This window comes from Streptomyces sp. NPDC021080 (assembly GCF_044333225.1).
Classification (GTDB): Bacteria; Actinomycetota; Actinomycetes; order Streptomycetales; family Streptomycetaceae; genus Streptomyces.
This window is the reverse complement of sequence record NZ_JBIRQM010000020.1, coordinates 25,135-44,489: the sequence shown is the minus strand read 5'-3', so window position 1 is coordinate 44,489 and position 19,355 is coordinate 25,135. Positions and strand designations below refer to the sequence as shown.

Annotated in this window: 24 protein-coding genes; all 24 read left to right on the top strand. The window is 69.0% G+C overall.

Annotated features, from left to right (window positions below):
* Position 1: 1 nt before the first annotated feature.
* Positions 2–457, top strand: a complete 456-nt coding sequence (locus ACH4S8_RS37445; RefSeq protein ID WP_398402369.1) for a hypothetical protein — start codon at positions 2–4, stop codon at positions 455–457.
* Positions 445–1,035 carry a hypothetical protein gene (locus tag ACH4S8_RS37440; protein WP_398402367.1) on the top strand — a complete coding sequence of 197 codons (591 nt, stop codon included), beginning with the start codon at positions 445–447 and terminating at the stop codon, positions 1,033–1,035. The genes ACH4S8_RS37445 and ACH4S8_RS37440 overlap by 13 nt, the downstream gene beginning before the upstream one ends.
* Positions 1,036–1,089: 54 nt before the next feature.
* Complete coding sequence (locus tag ACH4S8_RS37435; protein WP_398402365.1) at positions 1,090–1,689, top strand: helix-turn-helix domain-containing protein; 600 nt, start codon at positions 1,090–1,092, stop codon at positions 1,687–1,689.
* 62 nt (positions 1,690–1,751) lie between these two features.
* Positions 1,752–2,840: a hypothetical protein gene (locus tag ACH4S8_RS37430; protein ID WP_398402363.1), complete on the top strand. Its 1,089-nt coding sequence runs from the start codon at positions 1,752–1,754 to the stop codon at positions 2,838–2,840.
* Positions 2,837–3,142, top strand: a complete 306-nt coding sequence (locus tag ACH4S8_RS37425; protein WP_398402361.1) for a hypothetical protein — start codon at positions 2,837–2,839, stop codon at positions 3,140–3,142. Before ACH4S8_RS37430 ends, ACH4S8_RS37425 begins: the two co-directional genes overlap by 4 nt.
* A complete protein-coding gene (locus ACH4S8_RS37420) occupies positions 3,139–3,318 on the top strand; it encodes a hypothetical protein (protein WP_398402359.1) in 180 nt (59 codons plus the stop codon). The genes ACH4S8_RS37425 and ACH4S8_RS37420 overlap by 4 nt, the downstream gene beginning before the upstream one ends.
* The gene (locus tag ACH4S8_RS37415; RefSeq protein WP_398402357.1) at positions 3,315–3,518 is read left to right on the top strand and encodes a hypothetical protein; all 204 of its coding nucleotides are present in this window, start codon (positions 3,315–3,317) and stop codon (positions 3,516–3,518) included. Before ACH4S8_RS37420 ends, ACH4S8_RS37415 begins: the two co-directional genes overlap by 4 nt.
* A complete protein-coding gene (locus ACH4S8_RS37410) occupies positions 3,505–3,957 on the top strand; it encodes a hypothetical protein (RefSeq protein WP_398402355.1) in 453 nt (150 codons plus the stop codon). Before ACH4S8_RS37415 ends, ACH4S8_RS37410 begins: the two co-directional genes overlap by 14 nt.
* The gene (locus ACH4S8_RS37405; RefSeq protein ID WP_398402353.1) at positions 3,954–4,382 is read left to right on the top strand and encodes a hypothetical protein; all 429 of its coding nucleotides are present in this window, start codon (positions 3,954–3,956) and stop codon (positions 4,380–4,382) included. The genes ACH4S8_RS37410 and ACH4S8_RS37405 overlap by 4 nt, the downstream gene beginning before the upstream one ends.
* A complete protein-coding gene (locus ACH4S8_RS37400) occupies positions 4,379–5,221 on the top strand; it encodes a hypothetical protein (RefSeq protein ID WP_398402351.1) in 843 nt (280 codons plus the stop codon). Before ACH4S8_RS37405 ends, ACH4S8_RS37400 begins: the two co-directional genes overlap by 4 nt.
* Entirely contained in the window at positions 5,218–5,622 is a 405-nt protein-coding gene (locus tag ACH4S8_RS37395) for a hypothetical protein (RefSeq protein ID WP_398402349.1), read from the top strand. Before ACH4S8_RS37400 ends, ACH4S8_RS37395 begins: the two co-directional genes overlap by 4 nt.
* 35 nt (positions 5,623–5,657) lie before the next feature.
* Positions 5,658–6,305: a hypothetical protein gene (locus ACH4S8_RS37390; protein ID WP_398402347.1), complete on the top strand. Its 648-nt coding sequence runs from the start codon at positions 5,658–5,660 to the stop codon at positions 6,303–6,305.
* Entirely contained in the window at positions 6,302–6,448 is a 147-nt protein-coding gene (locus ACH4S8_RS37385; RefSeq protein WP_398402345.1) for a hypothetical protein, read from the top strand. The genes ACH4S8_RS37390 and ACH4S8_RS37385 overlap by 4 nt, the downstream gene beginning before the upstream one ends.
* Positions 6,445–7,161, top strand: a complete 717-nt coding sequence (locus ACH4S8_RS37380) for a hypothetical protein (protein ID WP_398402343.1) — start codon at positions 6,445–6,447, stop codon at positions 7,159–7,161. Before ACH4S8_RS37385 ends, ACH4S8_RS37380 begins: the two co-directional genes overlap by 4 nt.
* A 236-nt stretch (positions 7,162–7,397) precedes the next feature.
* Positions 7,398–7,784: an RNA polymerase sigma factor gene (locus ACH4S8_RS37375; protein ID WP_398402341.1), complete on the top strand. Its 387-nt coding sequence runs from the start codon at positions 7,398–7,400 to the stop codon at positions 7,782–7,784.
* The gene (locus ACH4S8_RS37370; protein WP_398402339.1) at positions 7,781–8,074 is read left to right on the top strand and encodes a hypothetical protein; all 294 of its coding nucleotides are present in this window, start codon (positions 7,781–7,783) and stop codon (positions 8,072–8,074) included. Before ACH4S8_RS37375 ends, ACH4S8_RS37370 begins: the two co-directional genes overlap by 4 nt.
* Positions 8,071–8,724: a hypothetical protein gene (locus ACH4S8_RS37365; protein ID WP_398402337.1), complete on the top strand. Its 654-nt coding sequence runs from the start codon at positions 8,071–8,073 to the stop codon at positions 8,722–8,724. The genes ACH4S8_RS37370 and ACH4S8_RS37365 overlap by 4 nt, the downstream gene beginning before the upstream one ends.
* Before the next feature lie 58 nt (positions 8,725–8,782).
* Complete coding sequence (locus tag ACH4S8_RS37360) at positions 8,783–9,784, top strand: hypothetical protein (RefSeq protein ID WP_398402335.1); 1,002 nt, start codon at positions 8,783–8,785, stop codon at positions 9,782–9,784.
* Positions 9,785–9,884: 100 nt separating this feature from the next.
* Positions 9,885–10,247: a hypothetical protein gene (locus ACH4S8_RS37355; protein ID WP_398402333.1), complete on the top strand. Its 363-nt coding sequence runs from the start codon at positions 9,885–9,887 to the stop codon at positions 10,245–10,247.
* On the top strand, positions 10,244–10,720 hold the full coding sequence (locus ACH4S8_RS37350; RefSeq protein ID WP_398402331.1) for a hypothetical protein: 477 nt from the start codon (positions 10,244–10,246) through the stop codon (positions 10,718–10,720). The genes ACH4S8_RS37355 and ACH4S8_RS37350 overlap by 4 nt, the downstream gene beginning before the upstream one ends.
* Entirely contained in the window at positions 10,720–10,974 is a 255-nt protein-coding gene (locus ACH4S8_RS37345; protein ID WP_398402329.1) for a hypothetical protein, read from the top strand. Before ACH4S8_RS37350 ends, ACH4S8_RS37345 begins: the two co-directional genes overlap by 1 nt.
* Before the next feature lie 92 nt (positions 10,975–11,066).
* The gene (locus ACH4S8_RS37340) at positions 11,067–13,247 is read left to right on the top strand and encodes a hypothetical protein (RefSeq protein WP_398402327.1); all 2,181 of its coding nucleotides are present in this window, start codon (positions 11,067–11,069) and stop codon (positions 13,245–13,247) included.
* A gap of 312 nt (positions 13,248–13,559) precedes the next feature.
* Positions 13,560–15,767 (top strand): hypothetical protein, encoded by a 2,208-nt coding sequence (locus ACH4S8_RS37335; protein WP_398402325.1) that lies wholly within the window; start codon positions 13,560–13,562, stop codon positions 15,765–15,767.
* Positions 15,764–19,339 (top strand): 2'-5' RNA ligase family protein, encoded by a 3,576-nt coding sequence (locus ACH4S8_RS37330; protein ID WP_398402323.1) that lies wholly within the window; start codon positions 15,764–15,766, stop codon positions 19,337–19,339. The genes ACH4S8_RS37335 and ACH4S8_RS37330 overlap by 4 nt, the downstream gene beginning before the upstream one ends.
* Positions 19,340–19,355: the final 16 nt, after the last annotated feature.

Genomic DNA, 19,355 nt, shown 5'->3' with positions numbered 1-19,355 from the left:
CATGCTCCGCGACCTGGGCGCAGGCGCCCGCGCCCTCCTCTACACCGTGCTCGGCATCCTCGCCCTCGCGCTCCTGACCGCCCTCGGCATCTACGCCTTCGGCACGGTCCAGAACGAGACCGCCGACTACCGGGGCCGCCGCGACGTCCGCGAGAAGACCGTCGCCAACGCCGACTTCCGCATCGGCACCTACGAGCAGTTCTTCGACCTCTGCCAGTCCACGCAGGCCGCAGAGGCCGCCATCAAGAACGCGCTGCAGGAGCTGGACACCACCAACCCCTCCGACGACCGCAAGGCGCAGCTGCAGCAGGTCATCACGGCCCAGCGCAACACCCGCGCGGACTCGATCACCACCTACAACTCCAAGGCCTCCCAGAACCACCGCGAGGCCTTCCTCGACGCCGACCTGCCCTACCGCCTCGACGTGAACGCCAAGGAGACCCAGTGCGCCGCCTGACCACCACCATCGCCGCCGCCCTGACGACGGCCGCCATCGCCTTCAGCGCCACCGGATGCCTCGGGGACGGCAGCAGCAGCCCCAGCGCCCGCACCCGCGAGAGCACGTCGGTCAGCAGCGACTACGACCGCCTGGTGACCAACCAGCCCGCCCACACCATGAAGTACTCCCCGACCCGGGACACCAAGAACTTCTGGATCGACACCTGGGGCCAGAGCCCCGGCAAGCTCTCCTACGTCTACCTCCAGGACTCGCAGGGGCGTTGGGGCTACTTCATCCTCAAGGGCCTGCCCGTCACCTACTGCGTCTCCCTCGTGCCGCCGGAGAAGAAGGTCCGCGCCGACCTCGGCCAGTACGACGGCGACGCCTTCGTCCAGAGCCCCTCCATGGACGGCACCTACAGCAGCAGCTCGAACTGCACCTCCTACTACGGCAAGGACGCCACATCCGGCGCCTACGTCGAGTGGTCCGTCGGTGCGAACCAGTCCTACCTGCTCTACAGCGAGCCCATGAGCCTGCCGCAGTTCAAGGACGCCACCCCGCTCGGCAAGTCCACCTTCGCCACCGTCAAGCACTGAACCACCGGCGGGGGCCGACCACCCGGCCCCCGCCTCCCGAACGGAGCCCCTCCCATGGCCAACGTCATCGCCGACATCCGGCACCCCTACTGGGCCAACCTCGGCACCGCCGTCCGCGAGACCCGCACCCGCCTGGCCCTGTCCCAGATGCAGGTCGCCGGAGCCGTCGGCCTGTCCGTCCGCGACCTGGCCGCCCTGGAGTCCGGGTTCGTCCCGCCCGAGATCGCCGACATCCTCGGCCGCGTCGAGCTGACGGCCTTCGACGACGTCCTGGGCTGGGAGGAAGGCACCGCCCGCAAGCACGTCGTCGAGGCCTTCACCATCCCCGCCGACTCGCCCTACGCCAAGGACGTCGTCGGCGCGGACCGCTCCATCTACACCCGCGCCGACTGGACCCGCCTCGGCAAGGCCGTCCAGGTGGCCCGCACAGCCCTGCGCATGACCAAGCCGGTCCTCGGCTACGCCATCCAGTCCACCGGCAAGACGATCCTGCGCCTCGAAGAAGGCCTCGTCTACGGCGACCCGCGCACCGCGCCACCCGCCAACTACAACTCCGAGAAGTACATGCTCAAGCGCCTCGCGCTGCTGGAGATGGCCCTGGAGTGGGAAGCGGGCCAGGCCCGCCAGATCCTCGACAACATCATCACGAAGTAGCACCAGCACCACCGGCCGACCGCCACGGCCGCGAACACCTCCTACCGCCAGGGAGACCGCACATGGCCTCGAAGGGCCTCTCCAAGCTCCGTGCCGACCTCACCAAGACCTACGGCGACCGCGTCACCCGCCGCGACCAGATGGTCCCGCCCACGTTCATCCCCACCGGCAGCCTCACCCTCGACTACGCCATGGGCGGCGGGTTCGCACTCAAGCGCACCCACGAGATCCTCGGCCCCGAGGGCATGGGCAAGACGTCGCTGGCGAACCTCACCATGGCCAACGCGCAGCAGATGTTCCCCGACCGCGCCGCCGCCGTCATCGACATGGAGCAGGCCTACGACTTCGACTGGGCCGAGAAGCTCGGCGTCGACCTCGGCGAGGACCGCTTCTACCACCTCTACCCCGACCACTCCGAGGACGTCTCCGACCAGATCGCCATGCTGCTGCGCAGTGGCGAAGTCTCCCTGGTCGTCGTCGACTCGATCGGCGGCATGGAGTCCAAGGCCGCCTTCGAGAAGAAGGCCGAAGACTCCGCCATGGGCAAGAACGCCCAGGTCATCTCCCGCATGGTCAAGCGCGTCGCGGGCCTGTGCCGCGAGAACAACGCGGCCGTGATCTTCATCAACCAGTACCGCGCCGACATCGGCGGCCGGATGGCGGGCGCCCAGAAGCCCGCAGGCCCCAGCGCGCTGAAGTACAACACCACCAGCCAGCTCAAGATGAGCCGCACTGGCGAGACCACCCGCAAGATCACCCTCGCCGACGCCGTCTCCGAGGCCCCCAAGGAGCTGGAGGTCGGCCGCCAGCTCCGCGTCAAGGTCACCCGCAACAAGCTCGTCCCCCAGGGCCGCTCCGCCGACTTCTGGTTCTACAACGTCGCCACCGACAAGTACGGCCCCGTCGGCATCGACCAGATGGACGAGGCCGCCGTCCTCGGCATGGCCACCGGCGTCATCAAGCGCCTGTCCAGCGTGAGCTACGAGTTCCCCGACGGCGGCCAGGTCAAGACCGGCCGTGGCGGCGTCCTCACCTACCTCGCCAAGCACCCCGAACTCGTCGGCCAGATCCGCGAACTGGCCCTGAAGACCATCTCCGGCGAGATCAAGTCCGAGCACACCGTCTCCTACGACGACGAGGAAGCCGCGTGAACGTGAGACTGCCCGACCTGCAGACCGCCCTGCTGTGCATCTGGATGGTGCTCACCACCGGCCTGGTCGTCAACACCCGCCTGGAGCAGCGCAAGGAACAGGCGCAGAAGGCGAACCGGACCCCGGCCCCGGCCGTCGACCCCGCCAACCCGCCGACCCCCGGGATCTTCAGCTACGCCCCCGGCGCCACCAGCCTCGTCCGCTGCTACTGCCACCAGCACCCCATCCGCGAAGGCCAGCCCGTCATCTGCTGGCCCCAGCCCGCCGAGTACACCTGCGCCGACGAGGAGACCCCGAAGTGAGCGACATCCACTACTGCAACCTGCCCCACGCCGGTCAGGGCGCCGTCTCCACCTTCACCTGCCCGGACTGCGGCGCCGAGTACGAGCTGGTCTACACCGGCCTGTGGGGCATCCCGCTCCGCGTCAAGCGCCTCTTCCAGGCCCTCGGCCGCAAGATCAAGGGCCTGCGCCGATGAACGTGCAGAGGCGCGAATTCCACATGTGCCGGGCCCTTCCCCTGCCCACCGCCGCCGTCACCAAGTACGTCCGCTGCCCCACCTGCGGCCAGTTCTGGAAGCGCTCCAACAACGTCTACTGGCAGCCGGTCAAGGGCTTCACGGCCTGGCGCCTGCGCCGCCAGATGCGCGCCATGGAGGTCAGCGATGTCCCTCAATAAGGACATGGGCGACGCCCACGAGGCCCACCTCGCCGAGACCCTCGGGATGCGCCAGTCCCGGGGGTCGGGCAACCAGTGGCGCGACCCGATCGACGCCCGCCACAACCGCCTCGACACCCAGTACGCCTTCGCCGTCGACGGCAAGTCCACCCTCGCCAAGTCCCTCAGCATCACCCGCGCGATGTGGGACAAGGCCGTCGAGCAGGCCGGGGGAGAGCGCCCCATGCTCGGCCTGCGCTTCTACGACGACAACGCCCGCAAGGTCCACGCCGACCTCGTCGCCTGCGAACTCCTCGACTTCGCCGAGCTGCTGGAAGCCGCCCGCCAGTGGGAGAGGGCCAAGCCGGTCCTGGAAGCCATCAGGGAAGCCGCGCCGCGCTGCGTCCCTGTCATCACCAGCATGGCCCACGCCGTCCTCGAAGCGGGGTCCGGAGCATGATGAACCCCGCCTGGAGCTACGTCCTCACCCTGATCGGCTGCACCGGCCTGCTGCTCGCCGGACGCAAGAAGGCCCTCGGCTGGGCCATCGGCCTCGGCGTGCAGAGCCTGTGGGCCTTCTACGGCGTAACGACCGGCCAGTACGGCTTCGTCATCGGCTCCCTGGTCTACTCCTACGTCTACGCCCTGAACTTCTGGACCTGGGTCCGTGACAGGAAAGAGCAGCCCGAGGAGAAGACCCCCGAGCAGCAGCTCTTCGACCTGGCCCACGAGATGCTCGGCCTCGCCTCCCCGGAGGTCTCCCTGATCGACCGGGCCCGCTATGCCGAGATCCTGGTCCGCTTCTCCAAGACGGCCGTCGCCTGGGAGAAGGAGAACGGAGCGCCGGAGCGGCCGAAGATGGCTCGGACGAGGCGGCGCCGGTGACCGCCTTCACGCCCTCCTTCCGCCGCGTCGTCTCCCTCAGCCGCGACCTGGTCCTGATCCCGCTGATCGAGAACGCCGTCCAGCAGTGCGCGTTCCCCAAGCAGTTCGCCGTGACCTTCGAGAGCTACAGCGCGACCCGGGCGCCGGACGGCTGGTTCCACCCCTCGACGCACCCCACGATGGACGCCCGCCGCCTGTACTACTACATCGCCCACCCGGACCGCTGGGTCGAGGACGAGTTCGAGTACGGGCCGCGCATGTCCGTCCTCATGGGCTCGGCCATGCACGACATTTTTCAGCACGTCATGACCAAGATGGGCCTGCTCCAGCAGCCCAAGGGGACCTGCGTGTGCTGCGGGAAGACCCACGGCCGCCGCAAGGGCCAGTGCAACGAGTGGGGCGTCCGCGACGACAACCTCGGCCGCCGGGGCCACATCGACGGCCTCCTCGACCTCCCCGGCTGGGGCGAGACCGGCGAGGGGATCTTCGACCTGAAGACCTGCGCGCCGCCGGTGATCCGCCACATCGAGAGCCACGACCTCGACGCCTTCAAGATCAAGTGGCCCAAGTACTACGGCCAGGCCCAGGAGTACATGGCCCTGACCGGCAAGGTCCAGACCATGATCCTCTTCCTCGCCATGAGCGAGGGCTGGGAGATGCGCGAGTTCACCATCCCCCGCGACGACGCCTACATTGCCCGCCTGGAAGCGAAGTACCGCATCGTCCGCGAACACGTCGCGATGGGCACCCCGCCACCCGTCGCCTGCTGCTCCACCCGAGCCGCCGCCCGCAAGTGCCCCGCCAGCGCCTGCCCCGTCAAGATCGGACTCGCAGCATGACCCGCACCCCGCTCAAGAAGGCCCCGTACGACCGCAACGGCAGTCTCATCAACTGGGTCTCCAGCTACCCCGACCACGTCCACGAGTGGCGCGAGAACAAGCCCTTCCCCGCATGGCTCACCGTCCAGGGTATCCAGCGCGGCATGTCGGCCGCCCGCTTCACCTGGACCGACACCGACGGCCACACCTTCCCCATGTTCATGACCGACATGGTCGACCTGCTCAAGAGAGCCCCCGACATCCGCCACGGCCACACCTACACCTGGTGGATGGTCCAGAAGCGCGGCAAGAACTACGGCATCCGGCTGGCCACCGTCGAGGAACTCCAGGCAGCCGGTCACGACACCAAGGGACTGGGTCTGCCGCCCTACCCGACGTCGGGCCCCGCCGCCGACATCTGACCCACCCGCCTCTCTGACCGCCAACGGAGATTCCCATGAACCAGCTCGCCATCCCCGGCCTGGAAGACCTCACCACCCGCAAGGGCTGGACCCCGCCGCTCGCCCCGGGTGACTTCGCCTACGGCACCGTGCAGGCCTTCGACCAGGCCCTCGCCAACACGGGCATGGTCGTCGTGAAGTCCAACGAGGCCGGAGTCCACCTCCTGGTCACCGCGCTCCTGCGGCCCCCGGCCGACGTCCAGGAGATCAAGAGCCATGAGGGCAACTTCGCCCGCGCGGACAGCCTCTACGCGGCCGTGTGCCGCAACCGCTCCGGCTTCGCGGCCAACGCCGACGCCATCGTCTACGAGCGCCCGCCGGTCTCCGGCATGCGCACCGAGTCCATCACGCTGGCCGGACGCGAGATCCACCGCGCCACCGGCGGCCGGGCCGTCATGGTCGACAACCGGCACGCCAAGTCGGTCATCATCGGCACCGCCGGATCCCGGGTCAAGAAGGTCACCAAGGCCCACGTCAAGGCGGCCGTCGAGCAGTACGTCCTGCCGCCCGCCGCCCAGGGCAAGGACATGCCCTGGAACGAGCACGTCCGCGACGCCGTCCTCCTCGCGCTGACCTGGCTCCACGACGAGAAGCTCCGTCAGGACCAGGCGCGCCTCGCGGAGACCTTGGAGTCGGCGGCGTGACGCCGGAGCAGCACTGCCACGGCACCGACTGCTGCTGGCAGTGCTTCAACGGCCGGGCCAGCCACCTGGCCACCCGGGACGGCGAGCCCGGCCCCCACTGCGACGAGAACTGCCCCACCGAGGATGAGGAACAGCAGGCATGAGCAGCGCCGAAGAGGTCGCCGAGTTCTCCCAGTGGGCCGATAACGCCCAGGCCGTCGACCAGGCGCACCGCGTCATCGGCGAGATCGCCCGCGAGGCCGACAAGCCCGTCGCGGTCGACATCGACCCCGACCGCTCCCGCGAGACCGCCACCACCGGCTTCGCCCGCATGCGCACCGACTGGCGCCCCGGCGAGGGCGCCGAGATCTCCGGCATCCTGCAGCAGGCCTCCGGGATCATCCACCGTATGTTCCCCGACGCCTACCTGCTCATGAACGAGCTGTGGGAGCTGGTCCGCAACCCCGTCGTGATCATGCCCTCCGGCGAGATCAAGACCGACATCTTCGGCTGGCCCGAGTGGGAGAAGCTCCCCTCCGGCGCCTACGTCGAGGACTACACCCGCCTCACCGCCCGCGAGAAGGAGGACTTCCTCCTGCGCATCACCACCGGCCTGCTGGAGTGGGAGCAGAAGGCCTCCACCACCTGGCTGGAGGCCATGCTGGCCAAGGGGCGCTGGGAGGAGGCCATGGCCACCGGCTTCATCTCGCCGACCGGCAGGGTCACCGTCGAGGAACGCACCCAGCGCGGCCGGGCGTACGCGGCCGAGGACCGCTACCACGCGATCTTCCGGGCCGCCGTGAGCCGCTCCGCCGAGCAGCTCGTCCGTTCCCTGGAGCGGCTCGGGCAGCGCCTCAAGGACTCGCTGACGGCGTGACGAGAAGCGGGCCCCGGCAGGTGCCGCAGGCCCGTCTCGTGCGCCCAGCCGCCCGCGAAGGAGGCTGGGCGCATCCAGTCTAGGGACCCGGTCCTGTCCAGTGGCAAAGTTCGATCGACGAATTAGTGGAACGGGCTGTAGGCGCCTGCCTATGCTGAGCAAAATCCGGCGATCTTCGCCCGCCAGAGGGTGCCGGAGACGTGACCGCCACACGTCAGTGCAAAGGACCCGCCTGCATGACAATTCCCGTGCGCACGCTCAGGGAACTGTTCCGACACCTCCAGGCATGGAATGCCCTCTACGAAACAGAGGGTAAGGACACCATCACTGGACCGGACGGTACCGAGTACTGCATCCACGACATCGTCCGCCTCTACAACACAGCGATTAACGGACGCGGCGCAAGAGGAAAACATCTCCTTTCGCCGCGCCAGCGCGAGGCCATTCAGCTGTTTCTCATCGAGAACAAGGCCGAACGCGAAGTCGCCCGCATCATGGGCGTCTCCGAGGACAACCCGGTCGCCTCCTACGCCACCCAGGGCCTGGTCCGGCTCAACGAGCTGATCGAGGCCGGAGTTATCTCCGGCGACGGCCTGCAGATCGCCGTGGAGGAAGCAGCGTGAGCCGCCTGCGCCACGGCGTCGACCCGGAACTGGAGGCCGCCGCCGACGAGCTGCTCAAGGAGTCCTTCCTCGCGGACCCCGACCCCGACGCCAAGGCCCTGATCCTCACCCGGTACATGCTCCAGAACCGGCTCAAGCGCGAGGTCTACACCACCGAGGGGACCCCTGACGGAGCCGTCCGCCGGGGCAACTTCCACCGGTCCCTGAACTCCAAGCACCTGCACCTCAACGCGATCGAAGGCGCTGTGGGACCCCAGCACCGCATCCCCCGGACGGCAGGCGACGAATGACCGACAACCTGCCCGCCCGCATCGACAGCGCGGACGACGACAGCCCCTCCAGCATCGTCATGGTCCGCGTCGGCGGCCGGACCGTCCCGGCCAAGACGAACTCCAAGTGCCGGGTCTGCCAGTCCCCCCACCGCGTCCAGATCGAGAAGTGGACCCTGGAGGCCTACACCCGCCCCACGATCCTGGCCTACCTCAAGGACCTGGAAGCCGGGCCGCTGGGCCACCCCTCCGAGAAGTCCCTGCGCCTGCACGCCGACAAGCACATGGCCCTCGGCGACCGCGCCCAGGCCGCCATCCTCGCCCGCCGCGCGGAACAGCTCGGCGAAGAGATCGAAAAATACGGCGGCCGGGTCGCCGACCATCTCTCCGCCCTCGACATTGTCGTCCTGCGGGGATTCGACGCCCTCCAGCGCGGCGACATCAAGGTCGACGCCGCCACCCTCATGAAGGCGATCGACCTCAAGCACCGGATCGACCAGTCGCTCGACGGGGGAGTGGACGCCAACGTCTGGCGCGACGCCCTCATGGAGTACATGCGCATCGCCCTCGGCTTCATCCCCACGGACCGGCGTAAAGAATTCGCCGCCGCCCTCAACGCGAGCCCCGTACTCGCCGCCCTTCAGAAAAACGCCCAGTCCTCATCACATTAAAAAATCCGGACCCGCCACCGGACTGAATTCCTTTCCGCCAAGAGGAGAACACCCCGCCATGTTCCTGCGTGAGCCCGCCACCCGCACCCTCGCCGACGTCTACGTCGACTGGAAGTCCCGCGACCGCAGCTGGAACTCCGATGCCTGCGCCCCCGCCGTCGACTTCGAGAAGGGCGTCGGCATCGCCCCCACCCTCTTCCTCGGCGACCACGAGATCAGCCTCGACGACGAAGCGGTCGAGCAGCTCTGCTCCTTCTACGAGATCCCCCGCGCCTTCTTCGGCCGCCTGACCCCCGGCGAGAAGCACTTCGTCATGAACTCCCGGATCGACTACGCGACCGGCGAAGTGACGATCGACTACAACGACAAGGGCGTCACCGACGTCCGCAAGCCCTCCCAGCCCCGCCTGGACGTCGAGCAGTTCGTCCGCATCGCCAGCAAGATCTTCCCCTCCGGCGCCACCGTCCTCGATGACTGGTTCAACGCCGACGACCTGCGCCTGGACGTCATCAATCCGCTGCCCACCATCGGCACCGGCGGCGCCGTCTACGGCGGCCTGCGCCTCGCCCAGAACCGCAAGAACAACCTCGCCCCCACCGTGCACCCGATCCTCTACGACCGGGACACCACCAGCGTCGTCCAGATCCCCGACTGGTCGCTGAAGATCGACGCCCGGGGCGTGTCCATCGAGAAGATCGCCGAGCGCCTGGAGGCAGAAGCCCTGCGCGCCGACGCCCGCCTCAACAACGACATCGACCACCTCTTCAAGCTCCAGCACACCTCCATCGCCGGAGACCGCATCACCCGCCTGCACCGCATCGCCGCCGAGCACGGCCTGCCCGTCCGCCCGCTCGCCGACGTCACCGTGGCGCTCTCCCGCACCGAAGAGCCCACCATGTTCGACCTGGTCCTGGCCATCGCCAACGTCGCGAACTCGCCCAAGCTCGCCGACGCTTCCAAGGTCACCTCCCGCACCAAGCTCCAGGCCATCGCCGGAGCCGTCGTCACCGACGAAGCCGCCCGCTGTGGCATGTGCCACGCCACCCTCACCGCTGCCTGACCCGCCACAGGAGCCCGCCCATGTCCGACAACACCCGCCGCGTGATCACCACCCTCGCGTGGTTCGCCCTCTGCGCGTTCATCTTCTGGATGGGCCGCCGATGACCGAGAGCCTGCGCCAGCGCCCCGGAGACCAGCCCCTGCCCACCGGGGGCGAGGAGAACGTCCAGGACGCCCTGATCGCGCACATCGAGAAGCGCATGGCCATCGGCCTCCAGCGCTACGGCCAGCCGGTGAAGACCTTCAACGGCCGCAACGCCCCCCAGGACCTGCTCGAAGAACTCCTCGACGGCGCCACCTACGCCATGCAGGTCCTCCTGGAGATGCAGGCCCTCAAGGGGCGCATCGCCCTGGCTCTCTCCCGGCACACCACGGACCCCCTCACCGGGCTGTGCACCAGCTGCTCCGAGCCCGCTCCGTGCCAGACCCGCACCGACCTCACCTCCAAGGAGCAGACCCCGTGAACACGCCCCACCAGTCCGGCCTCATCCTCCCGCCCGGCGTCAAGGGGTCCCCGGCCGCCAAGCCCGGCCCCGACCGCTTCGACCGCGAGTACGGCGAGGTCGGCCAGCGCAGCGAGATGGCCCAGGGCGACATCCTCGACAGCGAGATCCTCCAGCTGGAGGCCATCTTCGCCGGGATGCAGGAGCGCTACGGCGCCCGGGCCTTCAACGTCGAGGAGTTCGAGCGCGAAGCCAAGGAGCGCGTCCACAGCGCGCTGGGCCTGGCCATCGACATCTCCTGGAAGAAGGTCGTCGACGGCACCGGCCGCGTGATCGAGGGCGTCGCCAGCCCCAAGATCGAGATCGTCGGCCGCGTCGAGAAGAAGACCTTCGACCACGACGAGAAGGTCTTCGAGGTCACCCACGACATCGCAGGCCTCGGCACCCAGGGCGTCATCAAGTCCGACGCCGCACGAGGAGGGCACCCCCACTGATGACACGCATCATCGAACACGGCAAGGACTTCGTGCTGGTCGGCATCGTCCCCCAGGACTGCGGCAGCTGCGGCGGGCGGGTCGACAGTGTCCGGCTCTCCCTCGACGTCGTGACGTCAAGCGGTGGCGACTTTCTCGGCATCCGTTCTCTGGCCACCACCCCGTGCTGCGGCGGCAAGCGCAGTGCCCCCTACCCGGTCGAGTACCTCGCCCGGCTCCTCGATCACCTCGACGACTGCGAAAAACCCCACTGACGTCGTGACGTCAGACGGCCCTCCTGGAGTACGGGAGGGCCGTTTGCTGTACGCGGGCCCCCGAGCGCCCTCAAGGGGCGAGGAGGACGCCCATGCCCAGCAACGAGGACCGCTCACCGCTTGCGAACTTCGACCCCACAGCGATCCACCAGCTCTTCCTGGGCCTGGACGTGCCGGACCCGATTACTTTCGTGGTCTCCCCGAAGTACCTGAACCGCCCGAACCTCTACCCGCGCCAGGCCACCCTCCTGAAGGTCTTTTTCTTGCGCGAGGACCTCTTCACCCCGTACGACTACCGCGTCGTCGCCGAGTGGGACGAGCAGTACCGCACCGCCAGGACCACCAACGAGCAGCGCGCCGCCCAGGCCCAGCTCGACCTGGTCGCCGAACTCGCCGAGGACCCCGGCCTCGCCCAGGCCATGGCCGACCTCGACTCGCTGGAGCAGAACGAGGACCGGCCCAAGATGCCGATCGGCGGCACCCCGGACATCCTGCGCCGGATGCGGGCCGCCAAGGCGCTCGGCTACCAGTGGTTCCGCGAGATCCTCCTGGTGATGGGCCGACGCGCGGGCAAGGGCCACATCAGCGCCCTGGCCATGGCTTACGTCCTGTGGAACTACATGGCCAAGGGCGACCCCCAGGACCACTACGGCGTCGACCGCGACAAGAAGCTCGCCTGCCTGATCTTCGCGGGCAAGCGCGAGCAGGCCAAGGCCAACCTGTGGCGCGACCTCGTCAACGTCGTCACCGGTGGGCCGTGTTTCGCCCCCTACATCGCCAGCTCGCTCGGCGAGAAGCTGAGCGTGTACGCGCCGCACGACTTCATCCGCATCGACGAGATGATCCAGCGCGGGATCAAGACCGCCCTCGACATGGCCACCTTCGAGATCCTCCCCAAGGAGTCCACGCTGATGGCGGGCCGCGGACCGGCCTCGTTCATCATGGGGTTCGACGAGATGGCCCACGTCGTGGCCTCCGGCGCGAACCGCTCGGCCGAGGAGGTCTACACGGCCTCCGTGCCCTCCCTCGACCAGTTCAAGAAGGACGGCTTCCTCATCGAGCCGTCCAGCCCCTGGCAGATGACCGGCCAGTTCTACGCCAACTACGAGCGCGCCGTCGCCCTGGAACCGGACGGCGAGCCCTCCTACCCGGCCATCATGATGATCCAGCTCGCCTCCTGGGACATCTATCTCGACTGGCAGGTCGCCCACGAACTCCCGCTGCTCCCCGAGGGGTTCACCGGCGACAACGGCGAGTACGAGGACGAGGAACTGCCCCGCTTCCGCGTCCTGAAGAACGCCATCCAGACCTTCGACGACCAGATGCGCAAGCTGGAGAAAGCGGACCCCGACACGTTCGCCGTCGAGCGCCGCGCCCAGTGGGCCACCGTCATGGACGCCTACCTCGACCCCGACAAGGTCGACGCCGTCTTCGGCGCCTGGGCCGGACGCCCGCCCCAGTACGGCGGCCAGCTCATCCTCCCCAGCACCCAGGGCATCCTCGCCGTCGACTACAAGGGCCACGCCGACCCCTCCAGCGTCAACTGCCGCTTCGGCCTCGCGCTCGCGCACGTCGAGTACGACCTGCAGGGCCGCCCCCACGTCGTCTTCGACAAGATCCACCACTTCGACCCGGCGGACTTCCCCAACCACACCATCGACTACGAAGAGGTCGAGGACTGGATCTGGGACGACATGATCGTCCCCTTCCAGCCCTCCGAATTCACCTTCGACCAGTACAACTCCGTCGGCTCCACCCAGAAGCTCGTCAAGAAGATCGCCAAGGAGCGCCTGCCTAAGAAGGTCCAGGTCTTCATCCGCGACGCGAACGCCACCTACAACTGGCAGGTCGCCGAGTGCTTCAAGGCCGCGATCAACATGGGCCTGGTCCACGCACCGGCCGGAGAAGGCTCCTACGAAGAGGGCTCCCTGGAGCTGAAGTTCCTCCAGAAGGCACCCAGTGCCAACAGGGTCGACCACCCCACCGTCGGCCCCGTCCAGACCAAGGACATCGCCGACGCCATCATGATCACCACCTGGTCCCTGATCGGCGAATGGATCACCGGCTACAAGGAGATGCTCGGCGCCGCCAGCGTCCACGGCGCCATGCAGGGCGGCCTGCACGGCTCCAGCATCAACAGCCCCGATGCAGCCGCCCCCGACCTCGACGGACAGGCCCAGTTCGACGCCCTGCGACGCTTCAGCCGCACCCGGACCGGCCGCGACAGCTGGGAACGCAACCTCGGCCGCCACCGCAGCGGCTACCGCAGGTAGTAGGGGGCTCGACCTGGAAGTGATAGGGGTTTCACACCCGCACGCAAGGGGGTGCGCCTTGCTGAGCGCCTCCCGGCATGGCACGATGGGCCACGTAACGTCTCACGAGAATGCTGCAACGAAAGGCGCAGTTGGCGGCGTGGGGACGCGGCAGACCGAACAGGTCGGCGTCCTGTGAGCTGGGTCTATCTTGGCGGGTAAACCCCCTCGTAAATACGCACGTGAGACGTCCAGGCCCCCCGGTTTCTAGAGCCGGGGGGCCTCATTCGTGTCCGCCCGCCCCCCTCCACCCCCAAGGGCTGGAGGTGCACGGTGACGGACATCAGCGCGACGGACTTCTTCCGGCAGGCGACAGGCGAGACCCACACGGCCGCCCTCGCCACCACGGCGGCGGTCCAGGACGGCGACGACATCCCCAGCCGCTTCCTCAACCCCCACGGCCACCACATCCGCGCCAACGTCGGCGGCTACACCAACGTCGAGATGGTGCCCCGCCACGAGGTCGAGCGCTACGCCAGCCAGGAGACCAGCCCCGAGCACGCCAAGGCCGTCGGCGCCCACCTCGCAACCAGCGGCCAGATGGAGCCCCTGATGCTCCACTACCACCCCGCCACCGGCGAGGCCTACCTCGGCGAAGGCAACCACCGCCTGCGCGCCGCCCGCGCCCTCGGCATGGACCACGTCCCCCTCCGCGTCCAGCGCTCCCACTCAGGCCTGCCCGGCCCCGGCGTCAAGGTCCCCCAGGACCACCCCGCCCTCGCCGCAGGCACCCACATCCCCGCCGACATCCACCCCAGCCACATCGGCTTCACCACAGTGGACAAGCCCTCCATCCCGCAGCACGAGCTGGACACGGCCCGGGCGGAGTACCGCCTCACCGGCCGCCCCCGCATGGCCGCAGCCACCAAGCCCTGCCCCTGCTGCCAGGGGTTCGGCGAGCACGGCACCGGCTTCGAGTGCTACCACTGCGACGCGGGCATGACCGTCCCCGCCGACAGCCCCGACGACGTCACCTGCGACGGCACCCTCCCCGACGGCGGCCACGGCAAGACGGCAGCCGTCAACATCGCTGGCCTCCCCGGCGACGACTGGCACTCCTCCCTGAACGTCCCCGCCGAGCACGCCTTCCACAAAGCCGTCCCGCAGCGCCCCGTCGACATGATGGAAGCGCAGAAGATCGCCAACCACGTCTCCGACCGCGAGGGCGTCCCCCGCCCCATGGTCGGCATCCGCCAGGACGGCGGCGACGCCAGCTATTACGCGCCGCCCAAGCCAGGCAGGTCATGGAGCAGGGGCGAGATCATGCTGGCCCAGAATCACCAGCACGAAGGCGTCGTCCTCCACGAACTGACCCACCACCTGCTCCAGCATCGGGGCGTCACCAGCGAGGACGACGCAGGATCCGTCCACGGCCCAGAGTTTGCAAAAACTCACGCCCGAGTCCTCGCGCAGTACCACTCCACCCCCGGCGCGAACATCTACATGAACCAGGCCCGCGCCCGCCGCGAGGCCGACATGCGCGACGAGCCCTACGACCACCCCGACGCCCCCGAGAACACCTGGACCAGCGACGCCCTGCAGGCCAACAAGGACAAGCCCCACCACCAGCGGTTCCCCGGCCGCTCCGTCCCTCTGCCGGAGCGTGAAGCCTCCAAGGCGGAAGAGAACTTCTGCGAGACCCAGGCCACACCCGTCCCGGACAATCACGAGCCCTACCGGCACACGCACGACTGGCTGCCCCACGACCACTTCTTCGCCCCGGGCAAGAAGGACCTGGACGAGCGGCTCTTCGACGGCGACCGCATGCGCCCCGAGGTCCGCCGCCACATCCTCGGCCTGATCAACGGCCTGTGGGCGCCCCGCTACGGCGACTCCTGGCAGACCTGGGCCCGCGTCTACCTCGCAGGCTCCGAGGCCTCCCACTTCTACGGCAACAGCGACCTCGACGTCCTGATCGGCATCGACCACGAGGCCCTGAACCAGCACTGCGACGCCTTCTGCGGCGAGCCCGACGCCACCGTCGACGAGAAGCTCACCGACGAGCTGCGCGAGCACCTCAACGACGACCATCGGATGCTGCCCGGCCCGGGCGGTGAGACCGGCCCCTGGGAAAGCACGTTCTACGTGAATGCGGGCAGTTACGACATCCGCGACATCAAGCCGTACGCGGCGTACGACATCACCCGCGACGAGTGGGCCGTGCGGCCCGTCGAGGTCCCCGACGACTTCGGCCCCGAGAAGCTTCCCGAGTCGACCTGGGACACCTTCGAGGCCATCAAGACCCTGGTCAAGGCCGTCGCAGAACTCCCCGCCGGAGTCCGTGAACGCGAGGGCGCCGCTCTGTACGATTACCTCCACGGCGACCGCCACGCCGCCTTCGGCCCCGACGGCACCGGCCTCTACGACCCGGCCAATGCCACCTGGAAAGCCCTCGACAAGGCCCCGGGCAAGCCCCTGCAGCAGCTCATCGACTGGAAGCACGCCCACGACGGCGCGACCGCCCCGGAGGCCGCAGCATGACCCAGCACAGCGCCAGCGCCTTTTTCCGGCAGGCCGCCGACATCCCGGACGACGCCCCCAAGGGCCTGGCGACCAGCGAGCAGACCTGGGGCCACTACCGGGCCGAGCACGCCGCGTTCAAGGACTCCGGCCAGCGCAAGTACAAAGACACCAAGGCTGCCCAGCAGCACGCCGACGAGATCTGCGACAAGGAGGGCCTGTCCCGCGTCAAGGTGCGCATGCATCGCGCTCAGCAGACCAACTACTCCCGCTACGACTCCAAGCTCTGGGTGAAGCCGGAGCGCAAGTACATGCCCGTCGTCTCCCTCGGCAAGGCCTCCTACAACGAGGGCACGCTCATCCACGAGCTGGCCCACCACAAGCACCTCACCACGACCTTCCCCGATGGCGAGATCACCCCCGAAGGGCGCGAGAAGTACTTCGCCGACGACGAGGGCGGCCACGGCGGAGGCTTCCAGCAGCACTACCACCAGATGATCTCCGACCACCACAGCGGCGGTCAGGGCTTCGCCGACGCGGTGCGCGGCCACGCCCAGGAGGGCGGCTTCTGGAAGGCCTCCGTGCTGCAAGCCGAGGCGACGGGCGAGGAGGGACCGGGCAACAAGTCGGTCCTGTGCCCGTCCCCGGCCTCCGGCAGCCCGAAGGAGTGGTTCCACGGCTCCGGAGCCCAGTTCGACCACTTCGAGTTCGGCAAGGACCGCAGCGACCCGTACGAGAACTACGGCCCCGGCGAGAGGGAATGGAACTCCCGTCTGGGCGCCCATTTCTCCGGCGAGCACCGCGTGGCCACCGACCTCGGCCAGGACCTGCACGGCCACGCCTACCACGTCCACCTGGACATGAAGAACCCCAAGCACTACACCTCGGAGAACGACCTCGACTCCGAAGGGCGTGCGTGGGCCCTGGCCAACGGCCACGGCGACCTCGCCGACCCGGACCGGGGGCCCGCCGACCCGCCGCTGACCGTCCACCCCCGGGGCCAGGCAGCCGCCGACGGCTTCCGCCAGCACCTCCAGGCCCAGGGCCACGACGGCATCACCTACGGCAACCACTACGAGGGCACCGACGGCCACACCAGCGCCATCGCCTTCCACCCCGGCCAGGTGACCATCACCCACTCCCACAACGCGGACGAGCCCTGCGAGTACAGCACCGCCTGCGAGCACTGCGGACGCCTGCGCTACCCCGCAGACGGCGAGCACTCCTGCCCCTACTGCGTCCACGGGTCCCGCACCGCCACGGCGTTCTTCGCCCAGGCGGCCACGGACCGCTACACTGCGACCACGAAGAAGGAGGGGGAGCATGCACCCCGAGGTACAGGCGGAGATCCAGCGCCGCGCGGCCACGCCGGAGGACCGGCGGCGCGTGAACCTGAACGAGATGCGCTGCGCCGTCGCGAAGCGGCAGCAGAGGGCGTAGAGCCCCACCCCGAGCTGCAGGGCGACCTGGACCGGCTCGGGGGAGGCGCACGCCACGTCACCGACACCATCGACGCCCTCCACAGGGGCGGCTCCGGCGTGACCACCTACCCCCTGTCGCACCCGCTGGAGGGCTGGCACGCCGCCCTCACCCCCGGCGGCCACCAGGTCGTCCACCGCCACGAAGGCGACACCCTCCACGTCGGCTACGCCGGGCACAACATCACCGACGCCGAACAGCGCCTGGGCGACCAGGGCTCCAACGCCCTGCCCGTCCACTTCCACGGCGGCGCCGAGAAGGACTTCGACTCCATGCCCTCCGACGTCCAGGGCAGCGTCCTGGACACCGTCGACCGGCTCTCGCGCCGCGAACCCCGCGCCACCGACCACGCGCTCGGCCTGCCGCTGCGCGGCTGGAGCGCCGCCCACGTCCCCGGCCACAAGTCGCACCGCGTCACCCACCGCTACGAGTCCGCCGACGGCACCACCACCACCCCCGACCGCGCCGAGCGCCTGTTCATCGGCCACATCGGCCCCCACAACTACAACGACGCCATCAAGCGCCTCACCCTCCGCGAGGTCACAGCTCTGTTCACGGAGGCCTTCGAGCGGGACAACCTCTCGCGAGGCATGAACGTCACCCTGCCCCCCGACAAGCACGCCTTCGTCCACGACGAGCGCCAGCCCCTCCCGGCCCGCGCCCACCTGCTGCTGTCCGAGCTGAAGAAGCCCTCCGACCGCATCAGCAACGAGGACCTCACCGGCGCCAGCGGCGGCCTGGGCGAGTTCTGGACCCGCAACCACGGCGTCGCCGACGACGCCGCCCTCGCCCAGCACGAGACCCGCCCCGACGGCCAGCGCTCCACCAACGTCACCCTCCACGCCCGCCACCCCGGCACCCAGCACTTCTGGAGCGAGATGGCGGGAGGCCACGGCGAGGACTACGAGGGCAACTACCGCGTCCCCCTGCACCCGGGCACCCCTCTCGACGTCCACGCCATCTCCTGGGGCGAGCCCGGCGGCGCCCGGCACCACTACGACTTCAGCGAGCCCGTCGAGAAGCACGCGGCTCAGGCTGTCAGTGCGGTGCGGCAGACTGCAGGCGTGGACGACGGCAAACTGACGCACCGGGCCCCCGGCCCCAACGATGCCCCCCTGCACGACCCGACGCGTCCAACAGCAGAGGGCGGGCGTGCCCACGAGCAGGAGAACCTCGACAACCCGGACTGGGGCGGCATGGGGGAGCCCCATGAGGAGTCCATGGCCGCCGTCCATCGGGCCCGGGGCAATTCCGAGGCGCCGGTGACCATCTACCGGGCGGCCCCTCACGGCGTGAACCGCATCCGCACCGGCGACTGGGTCGCCACCTCCGCCGAGCACGCCCGCATGGAGGCGGCAGAAGGCGGCAAGACGGACCACGACGGCCCATACGACCCTGACTACGACTGGCCGGTCCTCAAGGCCACCGTCCCCGCCAAGCACGTCCGCACCGACGGCAACGACATCAACGAGTGGGGCTACAACGGCCCCCACATCGACCACCCCGCCGTCCACGGACCTGACGAGGACTGGACCGAGCCCCACGAGCACAGCCCCCGCCACGCCACCTTCCAGCAGACGCTGCTGGCGGAGGCGGCGGCCGTCGACAACTCCGGCGGCGTGATGGTGGCGTTGGTGCCGCCGCGCGAGATCGCCGAGCAGCTGGCCATGAAGGACGGCCAGCCCGCCGACGACCTCCACGTCACCCTCGCCTACCTCGGCAAGGCCGCCGACTACACGCCCGAGCAGCTCAAGATCCTGCCCCAGGTGGTCAGTTCGTGGGCTCTGCGCCAGAAGCCGTTCGGCGTCCGTATCGGCGGCACCGGCAAGTTCGCCAACAAGGACGAGCACGTCCTCTACGCCAGCATCGACTTCCCGCGCCACTCCGAGGTCCACACCGACCTCGCCCGCTATCTGCGCGGCCACGGATACGAACTGCCGAGCGAACACGGCTGGACACCGCACATGACGCTGGCGTACGTTGACCGACACTTCCGTTTCATGCCACACCTGGAAGAGCACCGCTGGACGGCCGAGGAGGTCGTCACCGAGATCGGTGGGACCCGCCACCACGCCCGTCTCGGTACCATTCCCAGCGGACGACACGCGCTCTAGACGCCAATCTGGAGCC

Bases quoted from the DNA above. Each gene is read 5' to 3' on its own strand.
- ACH4S8_RS37355 (WP_398402333.1), top strand. From the start codon at position 9,885: ATGACCGAGAGCCTGCGCCAGCGCCCCGGAGACCAGCCCCTGCCCACC.
- ACH4S8_RS37380 (WP_398402343.1), top strand. From the start codon at position 6,445: ATGAGCAGCGCCGAAGAGGTCGCCGAGTTCTCCCAGTGGGCCGATAAC.
- ACH4S8_RS37395 (WP_398402349.1), top strand. From the start codon at position 5,218: ATGACCCGCACCCCGCTCAAGAAGGCCCCGTACGACCGCAACGGCAGT.
- ACH4S8_RS37365 (WP_398402337.1), top strand. From the start codon at position 8,071: ATGACCGACAACCTGCCCGCCCGCATCGACAGCGCGGACGACGACAGC.
- ACH4S8_RS37405 (WP_398402353.1), top strand. From the start codon at position 3,954: ATGATGAACCCCGCCTGGAGCTACGTCCTCACCCTGATCGGCTGCACC.
- ACH4S8_RS37330 (WP_398402323.1), top strand. From the start codon at position 15,764: ATGACCCAGCACAGCGCCAGCGCCTTTTTCCGGCAGGCCGCCGACATC.
- ACH4S8_RS37360 (WP_398402335.1), top strand. From the start codon at position 8,783: ATGTTCCTGCGTGAGCCCGCCACCCGCACCCTCGCCGACGTCTACGTC.
- ACH4S8_RS37375 (WP_398402341.1), top strand. From the start codon at position 7,398: ATGACAATTCCCGTGCGCACGCTCAGGGAACTGTTCCGACACCTCCAG.
- ACH4S8_RS37340 (WP_398402327.1), top strand. From the start codon at position 11,067: ATGCCCAGCAACGAGGACCGCTCACCGCTTGCGAACTTCGACCCCACA.
- ACH4S8_RS37390 (WP_398402347.1), top strand. From the start codon at position 5,658: ATGAACCAGCTCGCCATCCCCGGCCTGGAAGACCTCACCACCCGCAAG.
- ACH4S8_RS37410 (WP_398402355.1), top strand. From the start codon at position 3,505: ATGTCCCTCAATAAGGACATGGGCGACGCCCACGAGGCCCACCTCGCC.
- ACH4S8_RS37345 (WP_398402329.1), top strand. From the start codon at position 10,720: ATGACACGCATCATCGAACACGGCAAGGACTTCGTGCTGGTCGGCATC.
- ACH4S8_RS37435 (WP_398402365.1), top strand. From the start codon at position 1,090: ATGGCCAACGTCATCGCCGACATCCGGCACCCCTACTGGGCCAACCTC.
- ACH4S8_RS37445 (WP_398402369.1), top strand. From the start codon at position 2: ATGCTCCGCGACCTGGGCGCAGGCGCCCGCGCCCTCCTCTACACCGTG.
- ACH4S8_RS37430 (WP_398402363.1), top strand. From the start codon at position 1,752: ATGGCCTCGAAGGGCCTCTCCAAGCTCCGTGCCGACCTCACCAAGACC.
- ACH4S8_RS37415 (WP_398402357.1), top strand. From the start codon at position 3,315: ATGAACGTGCAGAGGCGCGAATTCCACATGTGCCGGGCCCTTCCCCTG.